The organism is Actinokineospora sp. HUAS TT18 (genome assembly GCF_051364635.1).
In the GTDB taxonomy this organism is placed as follows: Bacteria; Actinomycetota; Actinomycetes; order Mycobacteriales; family Pseudonocardiaceae; genus Actinokineospora.
The window spans coordinates 4,194,127-4,216,534 of sequence record NZ_CP195645.1 but is presented as its reverse complement, the minus strand read 5'-3'; the positions used below and the strand labels follow the sequence as shown (position 1 = coordinate 4,216,534).

Annotated in this window: 26 protein-coding genes; 8 read left to right on the top strand and 18 right to left on the bottom strand. The window is 68.5% G+C overall.

The genetic code is table 11. The features are described 5' to 3' along the window. Positions 1 to 5: 5 nt before the first annotated feature. The 3 genes from ACSHT8_RS18890 (at position 6) to ACSHT8_RS18880 (ending at position 3,400) form a co-directional block, all read left to right on the top strand. The gene (locus tag ACSHT8_RS18890; protein WP_436492178.1) at positions 6 to 1,190 is read left to right on the top strand and encodes a PPE domain-containing protein; all 1,185 of its coding nucleotides are present in this window, start codon (positions 6 to 8) and stop codon (positions 1,188 to 1,190) included. Positions 1,191 to 1,287: 97 nt separating this feature from the next. Next, a complete protein-coding gene (locus tag ACSHT8_RS18885) occupies positions 1,288 to 2,913 on the top strand; it encodes a DHA2 family efflux MFS transporter permease subunit (protein WP_436492176.1) in 1,626 nt (541 codons plus the stop codon). A gap of 10 nt (positions 2,914 to 2,923) precedes the next feature. Continuing rightward, positions 2,924 to 3,400 (top strand): CocE/NonD family hydrolase, encoded by a 477-nt coding sequence (locus ACSHT8_RS18880; protein WP_436492175.1) that lies wholly within the window; start codon positions 2,924 to 2,926, stop codon positions 3,398 to 3,400. On the opposite strand, the gene ACSHT8_RS18875 is transcribed toward ACSHT8_RS18880, so the two are convergent. From ACSHT8_RS18875 to ACSHT8_RS18830, 10 genes are all read right to left on the bottom strand, one after another. Next, positions 3,326 to 4,624, bottom strand: coding sequence for a tyrosine-type recombinase/integrase (locus ACSHT8_RS18875; RefSeq protein ID WP_436492174.1), 1,299 nt, complete (start codon positions 4,622 to 4,624; stop codon positions 3,326 to 3,328). The two genes, ACSHT8_RS18880 and ACSHT8_RS18875, sit on opposite strands and share 75 nt — an antisense overlap. A 35-nt stretch (positions 4,625 to 4,659) precedes the next feature. Next, positions 4,660 to 4,863, bottom strand: a complete 204-nt coding sequence (locus tag ACSHT8_RS18870) for a helix-turn-helix domain-containing protein (protein WP_436492173.1) — start codon at positions 4,861 to 4,863, stop codon at positions 4,660 to 4,662. Positions 4,864 to 4,884: 21 nt separating this feature from the next. Next, positions 4,885 to 6,609, bottom strand: coding sequence for a replication initiator (locus ACSHT8_RS18865; RefSeq protein ID WP_436492172.1), 1,725 nt, complete (start codon positions 6,607 to 6,609; stop codon positions 4,885 to 4,887). Further along, a complete protein-coding gene (locus ACSHT8_RS18860) occupies positions 6,606 to 7,046 on the bottom strand; it encodes a hypothetical protein (RefSeq protein ID WP_436492171.1) in 441 nt (146 codons plus the stop codon). Before ACSHT8_RS18860 ends, ACSHT8_RS18865 begins: the two co-directional genes overlap by 4 nt. Continuing rightward, entirely contained in the window at positions 7,043 to 8,542 is a 1,500-nt protein-coding gene (locus tag ACSHT8_RS18855) for an FtsK/SpoIIIE domain-containing protein (protein WP_436492170.1), read from the bottom strand. The genes ACSHT8_RS18860 and ACSHT8_RS18855 overlap by 4 nt, the downstream gene beginning before the upstream one ends. A 331-nt stretch (positions 8,543 to 8,873) precedes the next feature. Continuing rightward, positions 8,874 to 9,182, bottom strand: coding sequence for a helix-turn-helix domain-containing protein (locus ACSHT8_RS18850; protein WP_436492169.1), 309 nt, complete (start codon positions 9,180 to 9,182; stop codon positions 8,874 to 8,876). 8 nt (positions 9,183 to 9,190) lie between these two features. After that, on the bottom strand, positions 9,191 to 9,331 hold the full coding sequence (locus ACSHT8_RS18845) for a hypothetical protein (protein ID WP_436492168.1): 141 nt from the start codon (positions 9,329 to 9,331) through the stop codon (positions 9,191 to 9,193). Beyond that, on the bottom strand, positions 9,328 to 9,639 hold the full coding sequence (locus tag ACSHT8_RS18840) for an AMED_5909 family protein (RefSeq protein WP_436492167.1): 312 nt from the start codon (positions 9,637 to 9,639) through the stop codon (positions 9,328 to 9,330). Before ACSHT8_RS18840 ends, ACSHT8_RS18845 begins: the two co-directional genes overlap by 4 nt. Next, the gene (locus ACSHT8_RS18835; RefSeq protein WP_436492166.1) at positions 9,639 to 10,058 is read right to left on the bottom strand and encodes a hypothetical protein; all 420 of its coding nucleotides are present in this window, start codon (positions 10,056 to 10,058) and stop codon (positions 9,639 to 9,641) included. Before ACSHT8_RS18835 ends, ACSHT8_RS18840 begins: the two co-directional genes overlap by 1 nt. An 8-nt stretch (positions 10,059 to 10,066) precedes the next feature. Next, positions 10,067 to 10,543 carry a hypothetical protein gene (locus ACSHT8_RS18830; protein WP_436492165.1) on the bottom strand — a complete coding sequence of 159 codons (477 nt, stop codon included), beginning with the start codon at positions 10,541 to 10,543 and terminating at the stop codon, positions 10,067 to 10,069. A gap of 206 nt (positions 10,544 to 10,749) precedes the next feature. Here ACSHT8_RS18830 and ACSHT8_RS18825 point away from each other — a divergent pair, with 206 nt between their 5' ends. Next, positions 10,750 to 11,496, top strand: coding sequence for a GntR family transcriptional regulator (locus ACSHT8_RS18825; protein WP_436492164.1), 747 nt, complete (start codon positions 10,750 to 10,752; stop codon positions 11,494 to 11,496). 63 nt (positions 11,497 to 11,559) lie between these two features. Here ACSHT8_RS18825 and ACSHT8_RS18820 read toward each other — a convergent pair whose 3' ends face one another. The 3 genes from ACSHT8_RS18820 to ACSHT8_RS18810 form a co-directional block, all read right to left on the bottom strand. Next, positions 11,560 to 11,943 (bottom strand): SCO5389 family protein, encoded by a 384-nt coding sequence (locus ACSHT8_RS18820; RefSeq protein ID WP_436492163.1) that lies wholly within the window; start codon positions 11,941 to 11,943, stop codon positions 11,560 to 11,562. 336 nt (positions 11,944 to 12,279) lie between these two features. Next, positions 12,280 to 12,477: a hypothetical protein gene (locus tag ACSHT8_RS18815; RefSeq protein WP_436492162.1), complete on the bottom strand. Its 198-nt coding sequence runs from the start codon at positions 12,475 to 12,477 to the stop codon at positions 12,280 to 12,282. 15 nt (positions 12,478 to 12,492) lie between these two features. Continuing rightward, the gene (locus tag ACSHT8_RS18810) at positions 12,493 to 12,690 is read right to left on the bottom strand and encodes a hypothetical protein (protein WP_436492160.1); all 198 of its coding nucleotides are present in this window, start codon (positions 12,688 to 12,690) and stop codon (positions 12,493 to 12,495) included. Between the two features lie 319 nt (positions 12,691 to 13,009). On the opposite strand from ACSHT8_RS18810, the gene ACSHT8_RS18805 reads away from it, so the two are divergent. Beyond that, complete coding sequence (locus ACSHT8_RS18805) at positions 13,010 to 14,989, top strand: CocE/NonD family hydrolase (protein WP_436492159.1); 1,980 nt, start codon at positions 13,010 to 13,012, stop codon at positions 14,987 to 14,989. 38 nt (positions 14,990 to 15,027) lie between these two features. On the opposite strand, the gene ACSHT8_RS18800 is transcribed toward ACSHT8_RS18805, so the two are convergent. Next, the gene (locus ACSHT8_RS18800; RefSeq protein WP_436492158.1) at positions 15,028 to 15,597 is read right to left on the bottom strand and encodes an AMIN-like domain-containing (lipo)protein; all 570 of its coding nucleotides are present in this window, start codon (positions 15,595 to 15,597) and stop codon (positions 15,028 to 15,030) included. A gap of 102 nt (positions 15,598 to 15,699) precedes the next feature. After that, positions 15,700 to 16,158, bottom strand: coding sequence for a gamma-glutamylcyclotransferase family protein (locus tag ACSHT8_RS18795; protein WP_436492157.1), 459 nt, complete (start codon positions 16,156 to 16,158; stop codon positions 15,700 to 15,702). A 128-nt stretch (positions 16,159 to 16,286) separates the two neighbouring features. Here ACSHT8_RS18795 and ACSHT8_RS18790 point away from each other — a divergent pair, with 128 nt between their 5' ends. Continuing rightward, complete coding sequence (locus tag ACSHT8_RS18790; RefSeq protein ID WP_436492156.1) at positions 16,287 to 17,687, top strand: NAD(P)H-quinone dehydrogenase; 1,401 nt, start codon at positions 16,287 to 16,289, stop codon at positions 17,685 to 17,687. A 15-nt stretch (positions 17,688 to 17,702) separates the two neighbouring features. Here ACSHT8_RS18790 and ACSHT8_RS18785 read toward each other — a convergent pair whose 3' ends face one another. Next, positions 17,703 to 18,722, bottom strand: coding sequence for a serine hydrolase (locus tag ACSHT8_RS18785; RefSeq protein ID WP_436492155.1), 1,020 nt, complete (start codon positions 18,720 to 18,722; stop codon positions 17,703 to 17,705). A gap of 464 nt (positions 18,723 to 19,186) precedes the next feature. On the opposite strand from ACSHT8_RS18785, the gene ACSHT8_RS18780 reads away from it, so the two are divergent. After that, complete coding sequence (locus ACSHT8_RS18780; RefSeq protein ID WP_436492153.1) at positions 19,187 to 19,516, top strand: DUF4190 domain-containing protein; 330 nt, start codon at positions 19,187 to 19,189, stop codon at positions 19,514 to 19,516. Positions 19,517 to 19,564: 48 nt separating this feature from the next. Continuing rightward, entirely contained in the window at positions 19,565 to 19,945 is a 381-nt protein-coding gene (locus ACSHT8_RS18775) for a hypothetical protein (protein ID WP_436492152.1), read from the top strand. A gap of 30 nt (positions 19,946 to 19,975) precedes the next feature. Here ACSHT8_RS18775 and glpK read toward each other — a convergent pair whose 3' ends face one another. Together glpK and ACSHT8_RS18765 are read right to left on the bottom strand one after the other, a co-directional pair. Beyond that, positions 19,976 to 21,487 (bottom strand): glycerol kinase GlpK, encoded by a 1,512-nt coding sequence (gene glpK / locus ACSHT8_RS18770; RefSeq protein WP_436492150.1) that lies wholly within the window; start codon positions 21,485 to 21,487, stop codon positions 19,976 to 19,978. 20 nt (positions 21,488 to 21,507) lie between these two features. After that, complete coding sequence (locus ACSHT8_RS18765; RefSeq protein ID WP_436502099.1) at positions 21,508 to 22,248, bottom strand: MIP/aquaporin family protein; 741 nt, start codon at positions 22,246 to 22,248, stop codon at positions 21,508 to 21,510. Between the last annotated feature and the right edge of the window lie 160 nt (positions 22,249 to 22,408).

Here is a 22,408-nt window from a genome sequence, read left to right as displayed (position 1 = left end):
CGACCATGACCGAGCAGACCGCAAAGCGCTGGCAGGGCTTCACCCACGAGGAGCTGTACCGGCTGCTGCACGAGGGCCCCGGCCCGCAGGCGTCAGCCGCCCCGGCGCACCGCTGGGCCGAGTTGTCGGCGGCGTTGTCAGACATCGGACAGGACGTGCTGACCTCCCTGGAGAGCACCGGCTCCGGCTGGCGCGGCCGCGCCGCGGGCCGGGCCTACGACCGCCTCGCCCCGCTCGCCGCGTGGGCGACCGAGGCGTCGGAGAAGGCCGCCGAACTGCGCACGGCCGTGGAGACCCAGGCCGACCACGTAGCCCGCGCGCGGGCCGAGATGCCCGCCCCCGAGTCCGCGCCGACGCAGGCCCCGGACCCGACGATCGCGCCCGCCATCCAGATCGCGGGCGCGCAGACCGACCCGGAGCCGATCGAGGCCGCCAAGACGAGCGCCGAGCAGCGCGCGTTCGAGGTCATGGCCGCCTACCAGCAGGCCACCGACACCAACCTGGGCACGCTCACCCCGCTCGACCCCCCGGTCGAGGTGCTCGGCCACGGCCACGGCAACCACAGCCATCGCGGCCAGGGCATCACCATGTCCACCCACGCGTCCTCGGCGCCGACGACGAACGTCATTCCGGACCGCCACGAGTTCCGCCACACCGCCCACGGGCACCACCACAGCCCGCACCACGGCGGCCAGGGCGTCTTCATCTCCGGCGCCACCGTCAGCGCCACCCCGGCGCGGCCTCTTGCGCCGATGACGCCGGGCGCGCTGTCCGCCTCGGTTCCCATGGACACCGCGGTGCTGGGCGCCGCCCCGCGCTCGGGCGCGGAGAAGTCCGACCCCGAGGAGCGCCAGGCCCGTCGCCCGGTCACCAGCGCCGCCATCGGCGCCGACCCGACCACCACCGGCGGCACCTCCGCGGCACCGACCCCCATGGGCACCGGAACCGCGGCGGCCCCGATGTCCCCGGCGGGTTCGGCGCCGACGTCCAGCGCGGACAAGCTGGGCCTGCGCCGCTTCGGCGCGGACGCACTCGGCTCCAGCCAGTGGTTCGGCGACCCGGTCGAGCAGGCCCCGAGCCGCACGGTCTCCGGCCGACGGCGCGACCTGGCAAGCACGGAACAGGTCACGGAATCGGTGAACGTCGACGGCGAGGACCACCAACTCCCGCCGGGCGTGATCGGCGGCTAATCTTCAGCCACCCATCGAACTGGACCTAAGGGGACCGTGGCGGCGGCCGACCACGGTGATCGCCCGACCGCACCTGTCATCCGAACGGAACCAAGCGTTGAAATTTCGGGGAGGCGGGGGAGCGACGCGCAGATCCTGGGCGGCCCTTGCCGCGCTGTGCGCGTGTTTCTTCATGGTGATGCTCGATTCCACGATCGTCACCGTCGCCATCCCGGCCATGCTCACCGACCTCGACGCGACCCTCAACCAGGTCATCTGGGTCAACAGCGTCTACTTGCTCGCCAACACCGTCCCCCTCCTGCTCACCGGCCGTCTCGGCGACCGCTACGGGCCGAAGCGGGTCCTGATCGTGGGCCTGGTCCTGTTCCTCGGCGCCTCGCTCTGGTGCGCGCTCGCCACGACCGCCGCGTCCCTGATCGCCGCGCGGGCCGTCCAAGGGCTCGGCGCGGCCGCGATGACCCCGCAGACCCTCACCTTCATCACCCGGCTCTTCCCCGCCGAGCGGCGCGGGGTCCCGATCGCGGTCTGGGGCGCGGTGGCGGGCGTCGCGACGATCACCGGGCCGGTCGTCGGCGGGCTGCTGGTCGAGAACGGCGGCTGGGAGTGGATCTTCCTGCTGAACCTGCCCATCGGGGTGGCCGGGCTCGCCATGGCCGTGCTCCTGCTGCCGGACTGGCGCCCGGGCGGCCGGATCCGGTTCGACACCCTGGGCGCCGTCCTCGCCTCCGTCGGCCTCGCCGCGCTCGTGTTCGGCCTGCAGAACGCCCAGCACTACCACTGGGGAACGATCGTCGGGCCGATCGGCGTGGTGCACGTGGTCGGGATCGGGCTGCTGCTGATCGCCGCTTTCGTGCTGTGGCAGCGCAAGACCAAGGACGAGCCGCTCGTCCCGCTGGGCCTGTTCGCCAATCCGACGTTCTCCTACGCCAACCTCACCTACGGCGCGCTCGGCTTCGCCACGACCGGCATGTTCCTCCCGCTGGTCATCTACGTGCAGTCGGTTCTCGGCCTCGGCCCGGTCGCCTCCAGCGTCCTGTGCGCGCCCATGGCGGGCGCCGCCGGACTCGCCGCGATCGTCGCCGGGCGCGGGATGCGGTTCGTCAACGGCAAGACCATGATCATGACCGGCCTGGCCGCGCTCGCCGTGGGGACCGGCCTCATCGCGGTGTTCGCCGAGCCCGACGCCGACCCGATGGACCTGGTGCCCGGCCTGATCGTCGCGGGCCTGGGCATCGGCCTCGTCTACTCCCCGCTCACCGCCGCCGCCACCTACGGCCTGCCGCCGCACCTCGTCGGCGCCGCGTCCGGGGTGTTCAACACCTCCCGCCAGGTCGGCGGCGTCCTCGGCAGCGCGTCGACCGGTCTGCTGCTCCAGGTCGGCCTCAGCTTCTCGGTGCCGGAGGCCGCCCGCCAGTACGCGAAGGTCCTGCCGCCGCGCTACGCCGACGAGTTCGTCCGGCGCATCACCGACGCCGCGCAGACCGCCAGCCAGTTCGACGACAAGGGCCCGCAGGTGCCCAGCGACTGGTCGCCCTCGATCGCCGAGCGGGTGCGGGAACTGGCGACCGACGCCTACGACCTCGGCTTCACCAACGCGGCCAAGGCGACCCTCGTGCTGCCGGTCGTCGTGCTGGTCCTGGGAATCGTCTGCGCGGCCGGGATGCGGACACCAACTGGTAACGCGAAAAACCTGGACTATCCGCGCGAGCGCGCCACTCCGTAGCGTCAAAGGCATGACGATCCGACGGTCCATGCTCACCGTCATCGCGGCGGTCGGAGCGGCGCTGGTCCCCGTGTCCGCCGCGACGGCGGCCCCGACCGTCACCGATCCGGTCTACTCCTACGCGAACGCGGTGCGCGAGACGGTCTGGGTCGACACCGGGCTCACCTCCCCGCAGGGCGCGCGGGTGCGCGTGGCCGCCGACATCATCCGGCCCAGCACGCCCGCGGGCGTCAAGGTCCCGGTGATCATGGACGCCAGCCCGTATTACACGACGCTGGGCCGCGGCAACGAAAGCCAGAAGAAGACCTACGACAGCGCGGGAAAGCCGGTCCAGTTCCCCCTGTTCTACGACAACTCCGACCTTACCGCTCTGACCAGCCACTATGGAGTTTGTGATCTTGCTGGGCCGTCGTCAGGCCGTGTCGGAGGTCGAGGCCGGGGCGGTCGGGTTGGCCGGACTGGGGCGGGGTTTGAAGACCTTGTCTGACGCTGCGCGTGCTCGCCGGTAGCTGGAGGGGACGAGGTGGGTGTAGATCCGCAGTGTGTAGCCGGGGTCGGAGTGGCCGAGGAACTCTGACACCTCCTTGATCGAGACGCCGTCTGCCAGGAGGTTCGAGGCGTAGAAGTGGCGCATGGCGTGCATGCCGTCGCGGCGGGTCGGGGTGCATGTGGTGGCCACGGCTGGGCGCCAGATGTCCTCGTTGAGGTCGTAGTTCTTCCACACCCGGTGAACCCACTTGCTGCGGTAGCGGCGCGCAGGGTCGTACTCCTTGGTGACGATCAGACGAGCGGTCACCAGTTCGCCGGTCGGTTTGTCCCAGGGCAGTGTCAGGCTCACCGGCTCGAACGCGTCGAGGTGGTCATCTATGGCCGCCAGGACGCCGTCACCGATGGGAACCTCTCGGGATTTGCCGCCCTTGGGGAGTGCGAAGACCGGGATCTGTCCGTGCCATTTGATCTGCCGTTGAACGGTGACGATCTTTTCGTCCCGGTTGATGTCGTCGGGGGACAGGGCGAAGATCTCCATTTGTCGCAGGCCGAGTCCGCCGCCGATGGGGACGATGACTTTGTATCGGTGCGGTAGGGCGAGCTGGACGCCGTGCAGTCGGGACGTGGTCCAGGGGATGATGCGGCGTTCCTCCGGTTTGGGTCCCTTGATGCTCTTGGCTTTGCATGGGTTGGTGCGGATCTTGCGGTCTTCAACCGCGCCGGACAGGATCGCCGAGAGCAGCCCGAACGCGGTGAACTGGTAGGAGCGCATGCGCGGTGTCGCGGCCATCCATGCGATCCATTCCCGGACCTTGTCGGTGGTGATCGCGTCCAGGGCGATTTCCTTGCCGAAGAACGGCCAGATCATCCCGTTGAGTCGACTGTCCACACTGGCCACGGTGTTGACGTCCTGTGATTGGCCGTTGCGCCACGACTTGGTGTACGCGTCCAGCGTGATCTTTCCTGCGTCGGGGTCGAGGTAGGTACCGGTCAGGACGTCGGTTTGCATCTTGGCCAGGAATGCTTTCGCCCGGTCGAGTTTCTTGTCTGGAAAGGACTCTGACTTCTCCTGTCCGTCCACGTAGTACTTGACCTTGTAGCGCATCCCCTTGCCGTAGAGGTCTGTTCGTTCTCGAACCGGCCGGCCCGAGGCAGTGAAGACGAACTTGCCGTTCTCGTCCTTCTTGTTGCGGTACCAGCGGTCTTGAACGTGTCCAGCCATGACGATCTCCATTCCGGTTCGGGTTGCTGAAAGTCCTAGGCAGCGAGGTCAGTGCCGTTGTCGATCCAGTCGATGACGTCGGCCGGTTGGTAGCGGACGTGCTTGCCCATGCGCTTGAAGGCCGGGCCGATGCCCTTATGTCGCCACTCGCGCAGGGTCTTCGGGGGCAGTTTCAGGAACGCCGCCAAGTCGTCGGTGTCCCAGAGCGGCGCCCAGTTCGCTTCGTGGTGCGTGGTCATTCGAGGTCCCCCCTCGGTTAGTCAGGCCGCCATCGGTGGAGTTGCTGAAACATCGGGCAGGCCCCCGCCGCCCCCAGTGCTGTTGCGCCCGCCATCCGGTGGGTCTGCCATGGCCAGCCGCGCCCGGTCGTACTCGGCGCGCCAGGTGATGCGTTCGGCGATGGAGCGCATGAGCAGGTGCGCCCGTGGTGGCGCGTTGCGGTCCCCGGGATCGACGGTGCGCCACACGTAGCGGTCCGGGGCCGGGGTGTCTTTGACGATGCCCACGGCCGCCAGGGCGCCACGGACGAACCCGACCCGGTCCGTCTTGTGTTCGGCGACGGTCTTGCCGGACCACTTGCGCGACACCAGCACCCGCCGACCGGGCAGCCCGAGCGTGGTGCGTCGGTGCGCGCGGCCCTTGCAGTGGCCCGGGGTGGTCCGCGACGTCACGCCCAAGGGTTGGATGCCGTAGAGCAACCACACCGCGCACCGGGGCGAACACGGGGTCACCGCCAGCTCAGCGTGTAGCCGGTCGTGGTGTTCGGCGTGAGCGGGGCTGGTGGAGGCGATGACCTCACCGGTGGACTTGGTGAGGTACTTGGTCAGGTAGCCGATGTGTCGCCCGGACTCCTCAGTGCCGCCCAAGATGCCCTTGGAGTGGACCTGTTCGCCGAAGCGGGCGACGTGCGCGGGCTCGTCCACCAGGTCCAGCGCGTCCGCCCAGGAGGTCAACGCTGCCCCGTTGTCGGGGTCGGTGAACGCCTCCCGGGTCGCGTCCCACACCGGCAGGTGCTTGCCGCCGTAAACCAGCTCGTCATGGTTGGGCCACCACACCTGCAGATAGGTCGCGGCCGTGACCTGGCGGATCACGTCGTGCGGGATGGAACCACGCAACGCGGTGTGCAGGTGCGGAGCAGCCCGCTTCTGCGGCTCCACGGTGGCGAAGTACTGAACGTCCCAGCCCACGACGCGACGCAGGTTCTGGTACCAGCGGTCGACCAGGGAGGCGAAATGCACCGCATCCCGAGCCGCCCGCCGATAGTCATAGGTGACCGGGTCGACCGGCACACCCTCACGGACCGGGCCGTAGGTGTCGCAGGTCAGCGTGACGAACATCGAGGGCCGGTAGCGCCCCGCGTACTCGCGGCCGACGGTGCGCTTCTCCACCTTCTTACGCGGCAGATTCGGCGCGTCCTGGCGCCGCTTCGTCGACCGCACCGGAGCCCGCGTAGCCACAGCGTCGGGCGAGGGCAGACGACCACGCACCCCGAGATCCCGCAGCTCCCCATCAACCGAGGCGATCTCATCGCGCAGCTCGTCCGCCTCACCATCCGCGCCCTCACCGACCGCCGTCTGATAGGCGGTGACCAAGGTGGCGCGGTACTCCATCAACCCGACCTGATCCACGGTCGGGGCCAGGCGGGTGATGTCGGGTTCGGTGTCGCGGTGCCAACCCTCCCGGCACTGCGTCATCCGCAACTTGCGTGCTTTGGCCGCGCAGGTGGGACACACCGACTCCACGGTCGACCCGCAGTCCTTGGCGACGTAGGTCAGTTCCCCGGTGACGGTGTCGCCGCGTTCCATCACGAAGGGCCGCACACACGCCCCGTGTTTCTCCGCCGCCGCCCGCAGCACCTCAGCCGACAGCGGGGCGATCGTCTTGCCGGCCGGGCCGGGCACCACCAGGGCATCCGGGGAGCAAGCCGCGGTGGCTTCCGGCTGTTCTTGCTGGTCAACGGCGTGTGCCGTGTCGGTCGTGGTCATGCGCATGCCTCCTCGCCGGCTGTCCAGGCGCGCAGCAGTCCCAGGCCGAGCGGACGGCGAGCACTGGGGGCCAGGCCGAGGCCGTGCGGGTAGTCGACGGGTGCGAACACGCGGACCGGGGTGCCGTCGGTGAGCTGACCGGACACCGACACGTGCATGGTGTGGGAGTCGTCGCCGCCGTGACGCCACGCCTCACAGGCCACCCGGTCCAAGGTGTCCACCCACGCCAGCAGCGCGCCCGCCAGGCCGCGAAGGGTGTACTCGGAGTCCAGTTGGAACGACACTGCCTTTCCGCCGTCGACTGTGGCGCACACGGTGGTGACCACGGGTGCGGGCAACTCGGCGAACACGTCGAGGTGTTCGGCCACTGCGGCGAGCACGGCCGCCGATCCAACCGTCGCGCCATCGGGGGTCGTGGTGTTCAGAGTGGTGGTCATGCCGCCGTACCTCCATCGTTGGTGGTGTCGCCAGAGTTGTTGTCAGGGAACGCAATGACCGTCGCCGACGAGTTGGTGACGTAGTGGACAAGCTCAGTCAGGTTCGTGTCGGTCGGGTAGAACGCCCGCGCCCGGACCGGAGCCCGCTTGCCGTCCTCTTTGATCCACGCCACACCGGGAGTGGACTCGGGGATCTCGTGCGCGTTGGCCCCGCGTGCCCGGACACCGTCGCCGAGGACCATGTCGACCTGCACCGCCTCGTCCAGGCGCAGCGCGATCTTGGTGCCGAACAGGTTGCGGAACGGCACGATCTCTTTGCGCGGGTCCTGCACCAGCGCCAGCACGGCCACACCGGGTGCGCGGCCCTGTGAGGTGATGGTTTGCAGGGCCGCTTGCGCGCGTTCCCGCAGGCGCTTGTCGGTCTGGTAGGCGATCACGTCCGCCAGCTCATCCACCACCAGGAGCAGGAAGGGCTCACCCGACGAGAGCGACCAGGACCGCAGCACACCCCGGAACCGCGCGGCCCGTGCCCGCACCTCCTCGGCGATCTCTTCCAGCAGCTCTACCGCCGCGACGCCGTTGTCATAGGCGACCTTGGTGAACAGCTCCGGGGCCTGCCCCAACTCCATACCGCCCTTGGGGTCGATCCCGAACACCCGAACGGCACCGGACCGGATCATCGAGGCCAGCGCCCACAACACCGCCCACAACACCGAGCCCTTACCCGCCCCCTGCACACCGACCGCCAGGATCTGTCCACCTTGGAGCCGTAGCGCCCACGGCTTGCCTGTCTCGGTACGGCCGATGACGACCTTGCGCAGGTCCACCGACTTACCCTCACCCTCAGGCAGCGCCGGGGCGGGCAGCACCGTGGCCAACGGGTCGGAGTGGATCAGGTCCAGCTCGATCACACCGGGCTTGACCACGCGGACCCGACACGAGGAGGCGCCGAACGAGTGCGCCAGACCGGAGGCGTGTGCCTCCCACTGTTCCGGGGACTGGCCCTTGATCATGCGAACGCGGACCTTGTCCCGCCACCCCTCCGACCTGGTGCGCCGAAGCCGGGGCAGGTGTTCCTTGCCCCGCGCGGTTCCGGTCAGGTTCGACAGGCGCATGACACTGCGCCACTGTTGCGTGTAGACGGCCACGCGGCGGAACTCCGTGCGCACCCACCGGACACGCCGGTAGAAGCTGTCCCGCCCACGCAGCCACCAGACGAACCCAGCGACCCCGAGCGCGAGCACTAGGCCGCCGAGCCACCACCGGCCACCCACCGCGTACACGGCCGCCGCGAACAGCCCGAGCGTGACCGTGGTCGGGTAGTACCAGCACAATCGGGCGAGCTTGACCAGGCCCCACACCAGCAGGCCGACCAGGACCACCGGGGCCAGGACCAGCTTGACCTTGCCCGGAAGCATCGTCCACCACGGCAGCCGAGGCCGCGCCACCTCCAGGGGTGCCGGGTCGACCCACCGGGAACCCTTGCCCCCGTTCACCAGCCACCCCGCGAATCGGCATCGCCCGACCGCCGAATTACAGGGAACTCCAACGCCAACGCCCCAGAGCACTTGGCGCACTCGGTATCCCCCGGCAGCAGCCGAGCGAACTTCTTGCACGCCTTGCAGCGCGTTCGGGTGACCCCACTTGCGGGGGCAATCCCCTTGTGCCATATGCTTTCCATGTCTGATCCCCTTGGATTGGACCTCAGGCACAGAAGCGGTAGCCGCCAAGCATAAGCCGCTTCTGTGTCTCTTCTTTTGTTGCAGCGCAACAAGGGCGCGCGGAATCGCCGCACGACCCCTGTGCGTCCCTCTGTCTAATCTGGACTTACGAGCGTGACGAGTGCACTATCGAACCGTCTCTCCTCCTCCGGTACTGCGGCCCACCGGCCAGCCACAATGCGGCCAACAACACCTCCGTCGGGTCACACCCGTACGCCTCACATATGTCCACGAACAGGCCGATCTTGGGTTCCCGTTCGCCGTGCTCAAACCGGGACAACTGCGTCCGGTTGGCCAGCACACCCCGAGTCGACATCCGCTCGGCGGCCTCAACCAACGTCAAGCCCAGGCGCAACCGCGCCCGCTTCAACTCCGAACCCAACGCCGCAGCGCGATCACCGACGCCCCGATCCACTGCCGCCCTCACCCCCACTCACCCCGCTCCGAGATGTCCGACGCGGACCCCTCCGACCGCTCGATCCGGTCGATCAGCCAGGACACGACCGGCGCGCCCAACAGAAGACACAGCAGGAACGCCAACGCGAACAACTCGAACGCGCTCATCTCGACACCTCAACCGCGGAGCCAGTACCCAGCACGGCCGCTTCATCCGCTTTCGCCTGCTTACGAGCCTCCCGCGCCTGCGCCTCACGAAGCCCCTTCTCCGCCTTCTCCGCGTTCGCGGCCTCGATCCCCGCCCACGCGATGGCTTCGTGATAGTGGTGCCGGTCCACCAACGCCACCTCCCGATACACCCGCTCCGCACGACGATGGAAGGTCACCAACACCGAGTACGACGACCCAGGCCCCGGCATCTCCCGCCCCAACACCTCATTGGCCTCAGCCAACGTCCGAACCGACGGCCGAACCATCACGCACCCCCATTCCGCCGCCGAGGCGAAACCGACCGCACGCCCACCGCCGCGTTCGCTTTGGCATTCCACTCCCGCGATTGATGTTCGAACGTCTCGGCCGCCGAGTGCACAGCCGCAAGCACCCACCACGGCAGAAACGGGGTATCGGCGATCTCCCGCCACAGCACCGCTACATCCCACGACGCCAACGCCAACGCATGCGCCGCGCCACGATCGCCGGACCCCGCCCGAGTGACTTCCTCCGAAGCGTGTTCGTACGCTCGGTACGCGGCCTGCCAACGCCCGTCCAGCTCATCCGACACGTTCACACGCACCACCTCTCCCTGCGGACCGAAGAAAGCCCAACCGGCCGCCCCGGACACACCCGAAGGCACATCCAGGGCCGCACCGGCCGGAACCTCAAACGCCGCGCTCACTCGGGTCCTCACGCGGCCTTGTTGGCGGACTCGGACTTCCCCTGCTCCTGCGCGGCCGAGGTCTTCTGCTGACCACGACCACCCGACGCACCAGCCGCCCGGAACCCAGACGCCCGGAACACGTACGACTGGTACTTGAACTCCCCGTTGCCAGCGATACGCGGTTCAGCGGTCAAGCCCTCCAACTCGATCGGACGCATCCCCGGCAACGCTTCCGCCGTGGTCGGCACCGGCTGAACCGGAGCCAGGAACGTGATCACGAACGAAGCCCGCTTCGCGTTCTGCTCGTTCGGGTCCGTCACCGTTGCCTTCCACTGCCGCAGACCCGTCACCTCGTCCAACCGCTGACGCACCGGCCGCCCGCCCGCACGGTCCTCCCGCGACTGAAACTCGTTGTCCGGCGCCACCTCACCCACCAACACCAACCCCTGCGGGAAGGCTTCCGCGAACTCGATCGGGAACCGGTGCCCCTTGGAAATCGCCATGATCTTGACCTCTCATCCGGTGCCCCACTGGGCCTGTCGCCCTGGTAGGGCCTTGTCGCGTCGCCCCCGTTTGGGCGCTTGTTGTCGTCTGGCCTTGCTTGTCGATCAGTTGGTATGCCAACCTACAACTAGGTATACCAGCCGTTGGCATACCAAGTCAACTAGACTCGGTGATGACGAGTCACGACCCAGGAGGCGACTTCCCCGTGTCCAAGCACCGGTACGAGCAGATCGCGGACGTGTTGCGAGAGCGGATGACTGACGGGTCCCTTCGGCCGGGGGACCGCTTGCCGACGCAGGACGCCCTCAGCGAGCAGTTCAACGTGTCCCGGATCGTGGCCCGTCAAGCGCTGGACATCTTGGAAGGCGAAGGGCTCATTGACCGCGTGCGCGGTGGTGGCACGTTCGTTCGCAGGTATCAGCCGTTGGTTCGACGTTCGGCGCTTCACTATCAGTCGAACCCAGGTGCGCCGTTCGCGGAAGAAGCCTTGGCGTCAGAGCGCATTCCGAGTTATACCCACGTGACCATTCCCACCGAGGCTACGAAGGACGTTGCTCGACGTCTCGGCATCAACGTCGGTGATCGGGTCATGCACACGCATTATGTGAGTTTGGCCAATGGTGAACCAATGATGATCGTTGATTCGTATGAACCCCTCGCGATTACTAAGGGGACGCCCATCGAGCGCCCCGAGGAAGGTCCGTACATGGGGGCTGGGCTCGTTGATCGGTTCACGGCCATCGGGTGGCGACCTACCGCAGTGGTCGAACGTCTGCGTTCGAGGATGCCACAGCCGTCTGAGACCGAGGCCCTCAAACTCCGGCCCGGAATTCCCGTCGTCATTATCACCCGGACCACATACACCGCCGCAAACCCGATCGAGACCGCCGATATTCTCATTGACGCTCACCGATATGAATTCGAGTATTCCCTTGCCGTAGATCCTCGCTAGAGGCGCCCGAAATGACAAGGCCCGCCGCGTCAATCCGACGTGGCGGGCCTTCGTTTTGCGCTGTTAGCAGTTCACGAACTCTGGACGTTGATTGAGCACCTGAGCGCGTGGCGAAATGAATGCTTCGCGCTCTTCCTTGGCCGAGGGGCGGAACATGCCCACCCCGTGGCAGTTCTGAAACGCCAGCCGGACGCCGAAGTGCCGCTCAACCGCCCCACGCATGGCGTCGCTTGCGACCAGGCGGAGGAGTTGACCGCGCGAAGCCTCATCGGGCGGGGCTGTCTCGTTCACCGCGTAGGGAACGCCGTCCGTCAGCTCGCCGTGCACCTCTGTCATGACCGACCAGGCGTAGGGCAGGGATTCCTGAATGCAGGCGATGAAGTCTTGATCCGTGATCGGACCTTGCTGCGCTTTGTCGACAAGCGCGGGCGGAACCTTCAGAGACACCGGGATTCTCCCTTGCGGTCGGGCGAGATGAACAACTCTCCACTTAACCGACCGCCGAGCTGACCCACCAGCACCCAACGTGTGAACCTACCGGCCAAACGTGTCATTTAGTTGTGTCCGGCAGCGGGCACACGGGTAGCTGCTGAATTTGGCTCTATGGGATCAAGGCGCGCCGCCGTCGGCGGCACGCGCGAGTTGGCCCGTTGCGCTGGCACCGCAACCACATCCATCGCGCCGCCAGGCGCCCTTCCGCTCCGCTAACGGGCGCCGACGGCGCACGGCGCGGACGGAGTCCGCCCAAAGGCGCACGAGCCGCCGACGGCGACGCGCCACATCTCAGGCCCGCACCCGCAGGCAGTCAGCCCCGACGAACCGGGACATGTTCGCGCGAGCCAGGGCGACCAACACGAACTCGGCCCGCATGCTGATCGGTGACCGGACCACAACCCCGCAGTCACCTTTGAACGGGCCGCCCACGACGTCCACGGTCACTCCGATGGGGAACTCCGGGAGCGGCGGCAGCTCTTCACGCATTCGGCCTACCTTAGGTCAACCACGCAGTTGCAGCCGCTCAACGGCCAGGAAACGCAGCACGTGTGCCCGCACGAGCGACACCATCACGTACTCCGGCCGCATGTCGATCGGCGCCTTCATCACCGTGCCCCAGTCACCCAGGTACCGGCCGCCCATCACGTCGACCCGGTCACCGATCTCGAACTCTGGAAGCGCACCCGGTTCGTCCAGCATCCGACGATGCTAAGACCTGTCACCGCGGAGCGACCCCCTCTGACCAGCCGCAACACCCGAACGGACGTACCCGACTCGCCCTCGCGCGTGGCGGTTTTACGACGCGCAAACGCGTGGTCACGTCGGGTGTCCCTCGCAACCGATCATCTAACCCTGGGCCGACAGCATCAAGGGCGCCTGACGGCGTCGGCTACGCCGATGGCTACGCCCCCCTTGACCCTGCCGACCCAGGGCTAGAAGCGGCATGGGCGAGGGAACGGAGCCGGCCAGGCACCAAGGCTCAGGACTTTGATCCGCCATCTCACCCAGGGGAGCGACCATGACCAGCAACCACACCGACCAACTCGTCATGTGGACCCGACACAGCCTCACCGGGGTCATCGGCACGTGGCGCGGCCCCCGCGTCCCAAGGGGGGATTGGGGTGTGAGCGCGGGGGCCGCGACCTTTGCCCGCCGAGGTGAGGGGGTCAACCAGGCGAGCAGGGTGAACACCACCGACGGTAAGCCCGCATCCCGTCGCCCGCGCGCCAAGACCGGCAAGGTTCCCCCGAAAGCGGTTAAGACGGTCCCCGCGCCCGGGCGTCTGGGTGTCCTCAACCGGTCGCGGGAACCGTTGGCCGCGACTACACCGACCCTGCACCGGGTTCGACCGACAGCCACCAACGACGGTACGCCCGCCAAACCCAGGCCGTCCACAGGCCGTCGCACGTCCGGACGCAACCAGTCGCAACCGGACACAACAAGCCCAAACCCGCAGGTCAGCGCGGTTGCACCGCGTAACGCACCCAAGTCGCGCAAACCAAGGGCACAGTTCTACGACAACTACTTCGTCCCGCGCGGCTACGGCGTCGTCCTCGTCGACCTGTCCGGGACGGCCCGCTCCACCGGCTGCGTCGACGTCGGCGGGCGCTCGGAGATCGCCTCCGCCAAGTCGGTGATCGACTGGCTCAACGGCCGCGCCACCGGGTACACCTCGGCCACCGGCTCGACCAGGGCCACCGCGGGCTGGACGACCGGCGCCGTCGGCATGATCGGGAAGTCCTGGGACGGCACCATCGCCAACGGTGTGGCCGCCACCGGCGTCGACGGGCTCAAGACCATCGTCCCGATCGGCGCGATCAGCTCCTGGTACGACTACTACCGCGCCCACGGCGCGACCCTGACCGCGGGCACCCCGTCCTCGCTCGCCGCCCGCGTCGAGAACAGCCAGGGCGCGCGGAACTGCGCGTCGGTCAAGTCCGCTTTGGACAGTGGATCGCCGCCGAGCGGCGACATGACCCAGATGTGGCGCGACCGCGACTACGTCGCGAGCGCGGCCAACATCAAGGCCAGCGTGTTCGTCGTGCACGGCGTCAACGACCTGAACGTGAAGTCGATCAACTTCGGCCAGTGGTGGGCCGCGCTGCCCGCGTCGGTTGAGCGCAAGATCTGGCTGTCGCAGACCGGCCACGTCGACCCGTTCGACTTCCGCCGCTCCGCCTGGGTCGACACGCTGCACCGCTGGTTCGACCACTACCTGCTCGGCATCGACAACGGCGTCCAGAACGAGCCGCAGGCCACCGTCGAGCACAAGCCGGACGTGTGGACCACCGCGCCGAGCTGGCCCGTGGTGACCACGCCGAAGCACCTCTATGCGCACGCGTCGGCCACCGCGGGGGTCGGCGTCCTCAACGGCGCCCCGCCGCCGCCCACCGAGATCCCGGTGTGGGCGGACTTCACCGACAACCGCAGCAGCGAGTACTCGTGGATCACCAACCCGACGTCGACGTCGTCGGCCCGGCTGATCTACAGCTCACCGGCCATGTCCTCCGACAACCGGATCTCCGGCACCCCGCGGGTCACGATCACCGCCACCTCGACCTCCAGCGCCGCCCGCCTCACCGCGGTCCTGGTCGACCTGGGCCCGTCCACGATCCGCTACTACCGCGGCTCCGGCGAGGGCATCACCACCCTGGCGACCCGCTCCTGCTGGGGCGAGAGCACCTCCGGCGACAGCGCCTGCTACCTCGACACCGCCACCTCGACCACGTCGACCAGCGCCAACATCATCAGCCGCGGCTGGGCCGACCTCGGCCACTACGCGTCACTGGACTCGCGGGCCACGCTGACCCCGGGGACGCCATACCGGATCACGTTCAACCTGGCGAGCACCGACCAGGTGATCCCGGCGGGACACAAGCTGGCCCTGGTGATCGGCAGCACCGACAGCGCCTACATCGGCTCCGCGGGCAACTACCCGAAGATCGGTGTCGACCTGATGAAGACGGTGCTGCAGATCCCCATGACCGGGAACTTCTAAGAGACTCCGGGCGACTGTCGCGCCGCCCGGAATCATCATCACCAGAAGTGCGCGACGTCGACGACGATGCGCGAGCCGCCGCCCGGGCTGTCCAGGACGAACACGCGGAACGGGAGGCGGGCGCGGACGCCGAGGCCGATGGTGGTCTGGCCCTCGAAGCTGCCCGCGTCGGCGACCTGGCGGAAGGTCTGCCAGCCGGACACGTTCACGAGCTCACTGCGGTTGGCCGGGTTGAACGTCGAGTTGCCGTAGTCGTCGTACGACGGGGCGATCGCCACGATCTCGATCTTCGCGCCGCCGCGCAGCGGGACGATGTGGCCGGAGCCGTCCTGGCGGACCTGGTCGACGTACCGCACGAAGTAGCCGTTCGCGCCGCCTGCGCGGATGTCGAGGACGAGGCGGTCGTAGCACGCGTGCCTGCCGCCGCGCACGCCGACCAGGGGCGCGACCTCGGTGGCCGGGGCCGACTTGGGCAGCGAGCCCCAGCTGATCCCGCAGAACCCCTGCGTCGCGGACGCGGTCGATGAACCGACCACCCCCAGCGCCAGGGTCGTACCGACCGCGACGGCGATCGCGGTCACCCGCTTGGTCCATCTTCGAACACTCATGGCGATCTCTCCTCGCACCTGCCGAAACCCCTTCGGCGAGAGCTGACCGTGATTTCGGTCATACAAGGAGGACGCGCGTGGACGCCCGAAGTTGTGACGGGTTCAGCCCGTTGTCGGACCGATACCGTCGCAGGGTCGAATCCGCAGGTCGGCGACGTAGTCGGCGGGCGCGCCCGCGGCTTCGGCGGCGTCGGCGACGACCCCGAGGTAGCGCGCCGACGGCAGGCCGCCCTCGTAGGCGTCGAGGACGTAGAGCCAGGCCAGGACCGAGCCCTCCAGCGTCTGCACGCGCAGCCGGATCTTGGAGTGCAGCCCCAGCTCGGAGCCCTCCCAGCGGTCGAGCAGCGGCTCGTCGTCGGTGACGTCGTAGAGGACGACGAAGACCTGGGAGTCGGGGTCCTCGACGATGGTGGCCAGCGCGCCTTCCCATCCGAGGTCCTCACCTCCGAAGGTCAGCCGCCAGCCCACCAGCCATCCGGTTCCCGCCATCGGCGAGTGCGGGGCTCGCTGCATCATCTGGGCCGGGTCCATGTTCGACCCATAAGCGGCGTAGAGCGGCACGCCGACAGCCTAGCGACACCGGGGATCATCGGCGCGCAAGCAGGCGTGTTTCGCGGGCACGTCGCGTTCACCCGAACGGGTCCGCGTACGGTAATCGCGGACGTGAGGGCGGATGTAGGAGGACACCAGTGACCCGGATCGTGATCATGGGTGGGGGCCCTGCCGGGTACGAGGCGGCGCTGGTCGCCGCGCAGCACGGGGCCGACGTGACTGTTGTCGAACGCGACGGCCTCGGCGGCGCCTGCGTGCTCTATGACTGCGTGCCGTCGAAGACCTTCATCGCCTCCGCGGGCGCCCGCTCGGCCTTCCGCGACGCCGACGAGCTCGGCATCGGCACCGACGACGTCGACTCGTCGGTCCACCTGCCGGTCGTGCGCGGCCGCGTGCGCGGGCTGGCGCTGGCCCAGTCCGCCGACGTGCGCAACCGCGTCCTGCGGGAGGGCGTGAAGATCCTCATCGGCAACGCCCGCTTCTGCGACGACCGCCCCGGCATGGCCGCCCACCGCGTGGAGGTCACCACCGCCGACGCCGTCGAGGTGCTCGACGCCGACGTCGTGCTGATCGCCACCGGCGCCACCCCGCGGGTCATCGCCGGGGCCGAGCCCGACGGCAAGCGAGTGCTCGACTGGCGGCAGATCTACGACCTGGAGGAACTGCCCGAGCACCTCGTGGTGGTCGGCTCCGGCGTCACCGGCGCGGAGTTCGCCTCGGCGTTCATCGAGATGGGCGTCAAGGTCACGGTCATCTCCAGCCGCGACCGCGTCCTGCCCCACGAGGACGCCGACGCCGCCGCGGTCCTGGAGGACGTGTTCTCCGAGCGCGGCACCACGCTGGTCAAGCACGCCCGCGCGGAGAAGATCGAACGCGACGACAAGGGCGTCCAGGTCCACCTCAAGGGCGGCGAGATCGTCGAGGCGTCCCACGCGCTGATGACGGTGGGCTCGGTGCCCAACACCAGCGACATCGGCCTGGACAAGATCGGCATCGACCTCGGCCCCGGCGGCTTCATCGCCGTCGACCGCGTCTCCCGCACCAGCGTCCCCGGCGTCTACGCGGCGGGCGACTGCACCGGCGTGCTGATGCTGGCCTCGGTCGCGGCCATGCAGGGCCGCATCGCGATGTGGCACGCCCTGGGTGAGGGGGTGGCGCCGATCAAGCTGAAGACGGTGGCCGCCAACGTGTTCACCCACCCGGAGATCGCCACCGTCGGCATCAGCCAGCAGGCCATCGACTCCGGCGAGGTTCCCGCCCGCACCATCATGCTCCCGCTGGCCACCAACGCCCGCGCGAAGATGGAGGGCCTGCGCCGCGGCTTCGTGAAGCTGTTCTGCCGCCCCGCCACCGGCGTCGTCATCGGCGGCGTGATCGTGGCGCCGAGCGCGAGCGAGCTGATCCTGCCGATCGCGCTGGCCGTGCAGAACCAGCTGACGGTGGACGACTTGGCGCTGACGTTCTCGGTCTACCCGTCCCTCTCGGGCTCCATCACCGAAGCGGGCCGCCAGCTCATGCGTCACGACGACCTGGACTAGCGGCCCGCTGTTCGGTCAGTCCCCGTTCGCCGCCCGGTAGGCGGGGGCGGGGTGCTTGGCGTTGGCGGTGTCGAGGCGCGCGACCGCGTCGACCAGCGTCCGCCCGATCACCTGCCGGGCCTTCAGCGCCGGGTGGTTGGCGCTGTAGTTGTCGGCGTTGGCGGCCTGATCACCGGCGAACGACCCCGAGGCGAACAGTGAGTAGAACGCCGTCGGCTTGTCGGCGGCGTTGAAGACGATGCCCGCCTCGTTGCGCCCGTCGGCGAACCATCCGGCCTTGGTCGCGACCTTGAGCCGCTCCGCCGAACTCAGGTTGAGCCGGATGCCGTCGGTGAAAGCGGTGAGAGAGCGCAGGATCGACAACAGATACGCCGTCGACGCGGGCGACAGCAGCGTGCCGTTGACGAGCCCCTGCAGCAGCGTGTGCGTCTCCCGGGCAGTCGTGGTGCCCAGGAAGAAGCGGTTCGGATTCGCGACAGGCTTCACCTGCGTGTGCACGAAACCCTTGCCCCGCAGGATCTCGTTGAGCTCAGCCGCCGGACACACCAGTCCGCACAGCCGCACACAGGTGTTGTCCGAAACGGTCAGCAGCGTCGCCAGCGCGTGTCCAATGGTGACATTGCTCGGGTACGCGCCGTCGAGCCCGAAGATCCCATCGGTGTCCCGAATGACGATCGCCGAGCTGACCTCGACCTGCTGGTCCAGCCGCAGCAACCCGCGGTCGACCTTGTCCAACACCGCGACCGCGACAGCGATCTTGTTGACGCTGTATGCCTCGACGACCACATCGGCGCGAACATCGACCGCGGGCACCACGGTGCCATCCACATCGGACACTGAGATGTAGGAAGCCCAAGTGCCCAGCGACTTCTCGGTTTCCCGCTGGTAGACGCGGCTGACGCGACCGCACGCCTGCGCGGCGGTCGTCGACTCGGCGGTGGCCTCCTCGGCCGACGCGGTGGTTGTTCCGACCCCCAAAACGGTGCCGACTGCGGCGGCACCAAGGCCCAGTGCGGACCTCCGGTTCACGTTCATGATCCCGAGTGAACCAGAAACGCCCCAATCGAGTGGCGGAGTCACAACTCCCACACACGGTGTTCGAACGGGGGACTAGTCGATTCCGCCGGTCGTGTCAGAAGACTCTGACACCACAGCGCGGCGCGGTGCACACTCCGTGTTCGAGCGACTCGACTTGGTAGCTAGGATGGGTGAATCTGCCCTGAACGTATAGGGATCGCTCTACTGGCGCGGTACGTCTGAACACGCGGGAACCAGTCCGGTCCCGACGGTCTCTGGAGGCGCTATGTCTCGCCGAATCGAATGTCCGGAATGCCTGGGTTCAGGTCTGGCCCCCAACCGACGGGACTTCTGCCCGCGGTGCGGGGGGATCGGGCAGGTTCCACGCTATGTCCAGGCCCTGTGCGTCCGCAGATGACCGTAACGGTGGGCGTCCGGTCCACGACCTTGCGTGCGGAATCGTTCGCTGAGAGAGGCAACCTGTGACCTATCCACAACAGCCAGGGGACCACGGCCAGTTCACCCCGGCCCCGCAGTACCCGCAGCAGGGCCACTACGCCCCTGCCGCCCAGCCGCAGAACGGGCTCGGCACGGCGGGGTTCGTCACCGGGCTGATCGGCCTCATCCTGTTCTGGGTGCCGCTCATCGGCCTGGTCCTGGCCATCATCGGCGTCTCCCTGTCCGGCGTCGGCCTGGCGAAGGCCAACCGCGGCGAGGCGAACAACAAGGGCCTGGCCATCGCCGGGCTCGTCTGCGGGACGGTCGCCCTGGTGATCCTGCTGATCGCCTTCCTGGCCTACGCCGCCCGCTGAGCCAAGAGCCTCTACTGGACCGCCGTCGCGCTTGGGGACACTGGCGCGATGGCGATCCGGGTGGCGTCGATCCTGCTGTGGTTCACCGCGCTCGGCTTCGGCCTGCCCGGGCTCCTCGCGATCAGGAACCTGCTCACCGGCCGGGAAGTGCCGATAGTCATGGGCTTCCCGGCCTACGGCGGCGGCCCCTTCGACCGCTGGGGGCCACGCGCCTCGGCCGTGATGGTGTTCGTCTTCGTGCTGGTGTGCGCGCTGGAAGGACTCGCGGGCTGGCTCCTCTGGGGCGGCCACCGCTCCGGCGCCGTCCTCGCACTGGCACTGCTGCCGGTGGGCGCCTTGTGCTGGTGGGGTTTCGCCCTGCCGATCCCGCCGCTGCTGGCGGTCGTCCGCACCGCCTTGGTCCTGCTGAACTGGAGTGACCTGAGGTGAGGCCCGGGCCGCGGCCCGGGCCTCACCGGCTCAGTCCTGCTCGACCCAGTCGAACGTCCGGGTGACGGCCTTCTTCCACTGTGCGTAGGTCTTCTCCCGCGCTGAGGCGTCCATCGCGGGGGTCCACTCCTTGTCCTTGGCCCAGTTCTTGCGGATGTCGTCCTCGCCCTCCCAGAACCCGACCGCCAGCCCCGCCGCATAGGCCGCGCCAAGCGCTGTCGTTTCCGCGACGACGGGACGGATCACCGGGACGCCGAGGATGTCGGCCTGGAACTGCATCAGCAGCTCGTTGCCGACCATGCCGCCATCGACCTTCAACGCCGTCAGCGGGACGCCCGAGTCGGCGTTCATGGCGTCGATGACCTCGCGCGTCTGGAAAGCCGTGGCCTCCAGGACCGCGCGCGCCAGGTGGCCCTTGTTGACGAACCGGGTCAGCCCGACGATGACGCCGCGGGCGTCGGAACGCCAGTACGGCGCGAACAGGCCGGAGAACGCGGGCACGAAATAGCAGCCGCCGTTGTCCTCGACCGAGCGGGCGTGCTCCTCGATCTCGGCCGCCGAGCTGATCATGCCCAGGTTGTCCCTGATCCACTGGACCAGCGACCCGGTGACCGCGATCGAGCCCTCCAGCGCGTACACCGGCGCCTGCGAGCCGATCTTGTAGCAGACCGTCGTGAGCAGGCCGTTCTGGCTCAGCACCTGGTCGGTGCCCGTGTTGAGCAGCACGAAGTTGCCGGTGCCGTAGGTGTTCTTCGCCTCGCCCGGCGACAGACACGCCTGGCCGAACGTGGCCGCCTGCTGGTCGCCGAGGATGCCCGCGATCGGCACGCCCGCCAGGGCGCCGCGCTCGCGGACCTTGCCGTACTCCTCCGACGACGACCGGATCTCCGGCAGCATCGCCAGCGGCACGCCCATCTCGCCCGCGATGTCGGCGTCCCATGACAGCGTCGACAGGTCCATCAGCAGCGTGCGGGAGGCGTTGGTGGGGTCGGTGACGTGGACGCCGCCGTCGGGGCCGCCGGTCATGTTCCACAGCACCCAGGTGTCCATGTTGCCGAACAGCAGGTCGCCCGCCTCGGCCTTGGCGCGCGCGCCGTCGACGTTGTCGAGGATCCAGCGGATCTTGGGCCCGGAGAAGTACGTGGCCAGCGGCAGGCCGGTCTTGGCGCGGTAGCGCTCCTGGCCGTCGCCGAGGTTGCCGAGGTCGGTGGCGATGCGGTCGGTCCGGGTGTCCTGCCAGACGATCGCGTTGTAGACGGGTTTGCCGGTCTTGCGGTCCCAGACGACCGCGGTCTCGCGCTGGTTGGTGATGCCGACCGCGGCGATGTCGGCCACGTGCAGGTCCGCCTTGGCCAGCGCGCCCGCGGCGACCGCGCGGGTGTTCTCCCAGACCTCCTCCGGGTCGTGCTCGACCCACCCGGCGCGCGGGAAGATCTGCTTGTGCTCGCGCTGGTCGACCGCGACCACCTCACCGGCGTGACTGAAGATCATGCAGCGGGTGGAGGTGGTGCCCTGGTCGACCGCGGCCACGTACTTGGTCATCTGATCGTTCGCCTCTCAGTTCAGGACGGGAGGATCTGGGAGAGCAGGCCCGCGAGCACGGCACCGACGAGCGGGCCGACGACGGGGACCCAGGAGTAGTTCCAGTCAGCGCCGCCCTTGTTCTTGATGGGCAGGACGGCGTAGGCGATGCGCGGGCCGAGGTCGCGGGCGGGGTTGATGGCGTACCCGGTCGGGCCACCGAGCGAGTTGCCGATCCCGATGACGACGAACGCCACCGCCGCGTAGCCGAGCGCGGCGTTGCCGAACTGCGGCAGCCCGCCCTCGCCCGCGGTGACGCCCGGGCTGGTCAGGATCCAGAACACCAGCACGAACGTGCCGATGATCTCGGTGGCGAGGTTCCACGCGTAATTGGGCACGGTCGGTCCGGTGGCGAAGATCCCCCGAGTGTTCTGGGGTTCGTCGTGGGTGTCGAACTGGAGCTTGTACGTCACCCAGCACAGCACGGCGCCGAGGAACGCGCCGACCATCTCGCCGAGCAGGTAGGCGGGGACCTTGCCCCAGTCGAGCTTGTCGGCCGACGCCAGGCCCAGCGTGACGGCCGGATTCAGGTGCGCCCCACTGGGCGCGGCGATGCTGGCGCCGATGAAGACGGCTAAACCCCAGCCCATGTTGATGAGCAGCCAGCCCCCGTTGTGGCCGAGGGACTTCCTCAGCACGACGTTGGCGACGACACCACAACCCAGCAGCGTCAGCGCCGCTGTTCCCATGATCTCCCAGAGGACTATCTCCCAGAAATTCAGGTCCACGACCGGTCTCCCTCGCGCTGTGACGGCGGAGGGGCAGGCAGCTGCGGCCTGGCACGGGCGGCGGCGCTGCCTACCCTGAGTGATTCTGGACGCTACCGCCGGCCGCCGTCACTGTCCATGAGGCCAATGCCTGGTTCACCGGCACGCGGTAGCG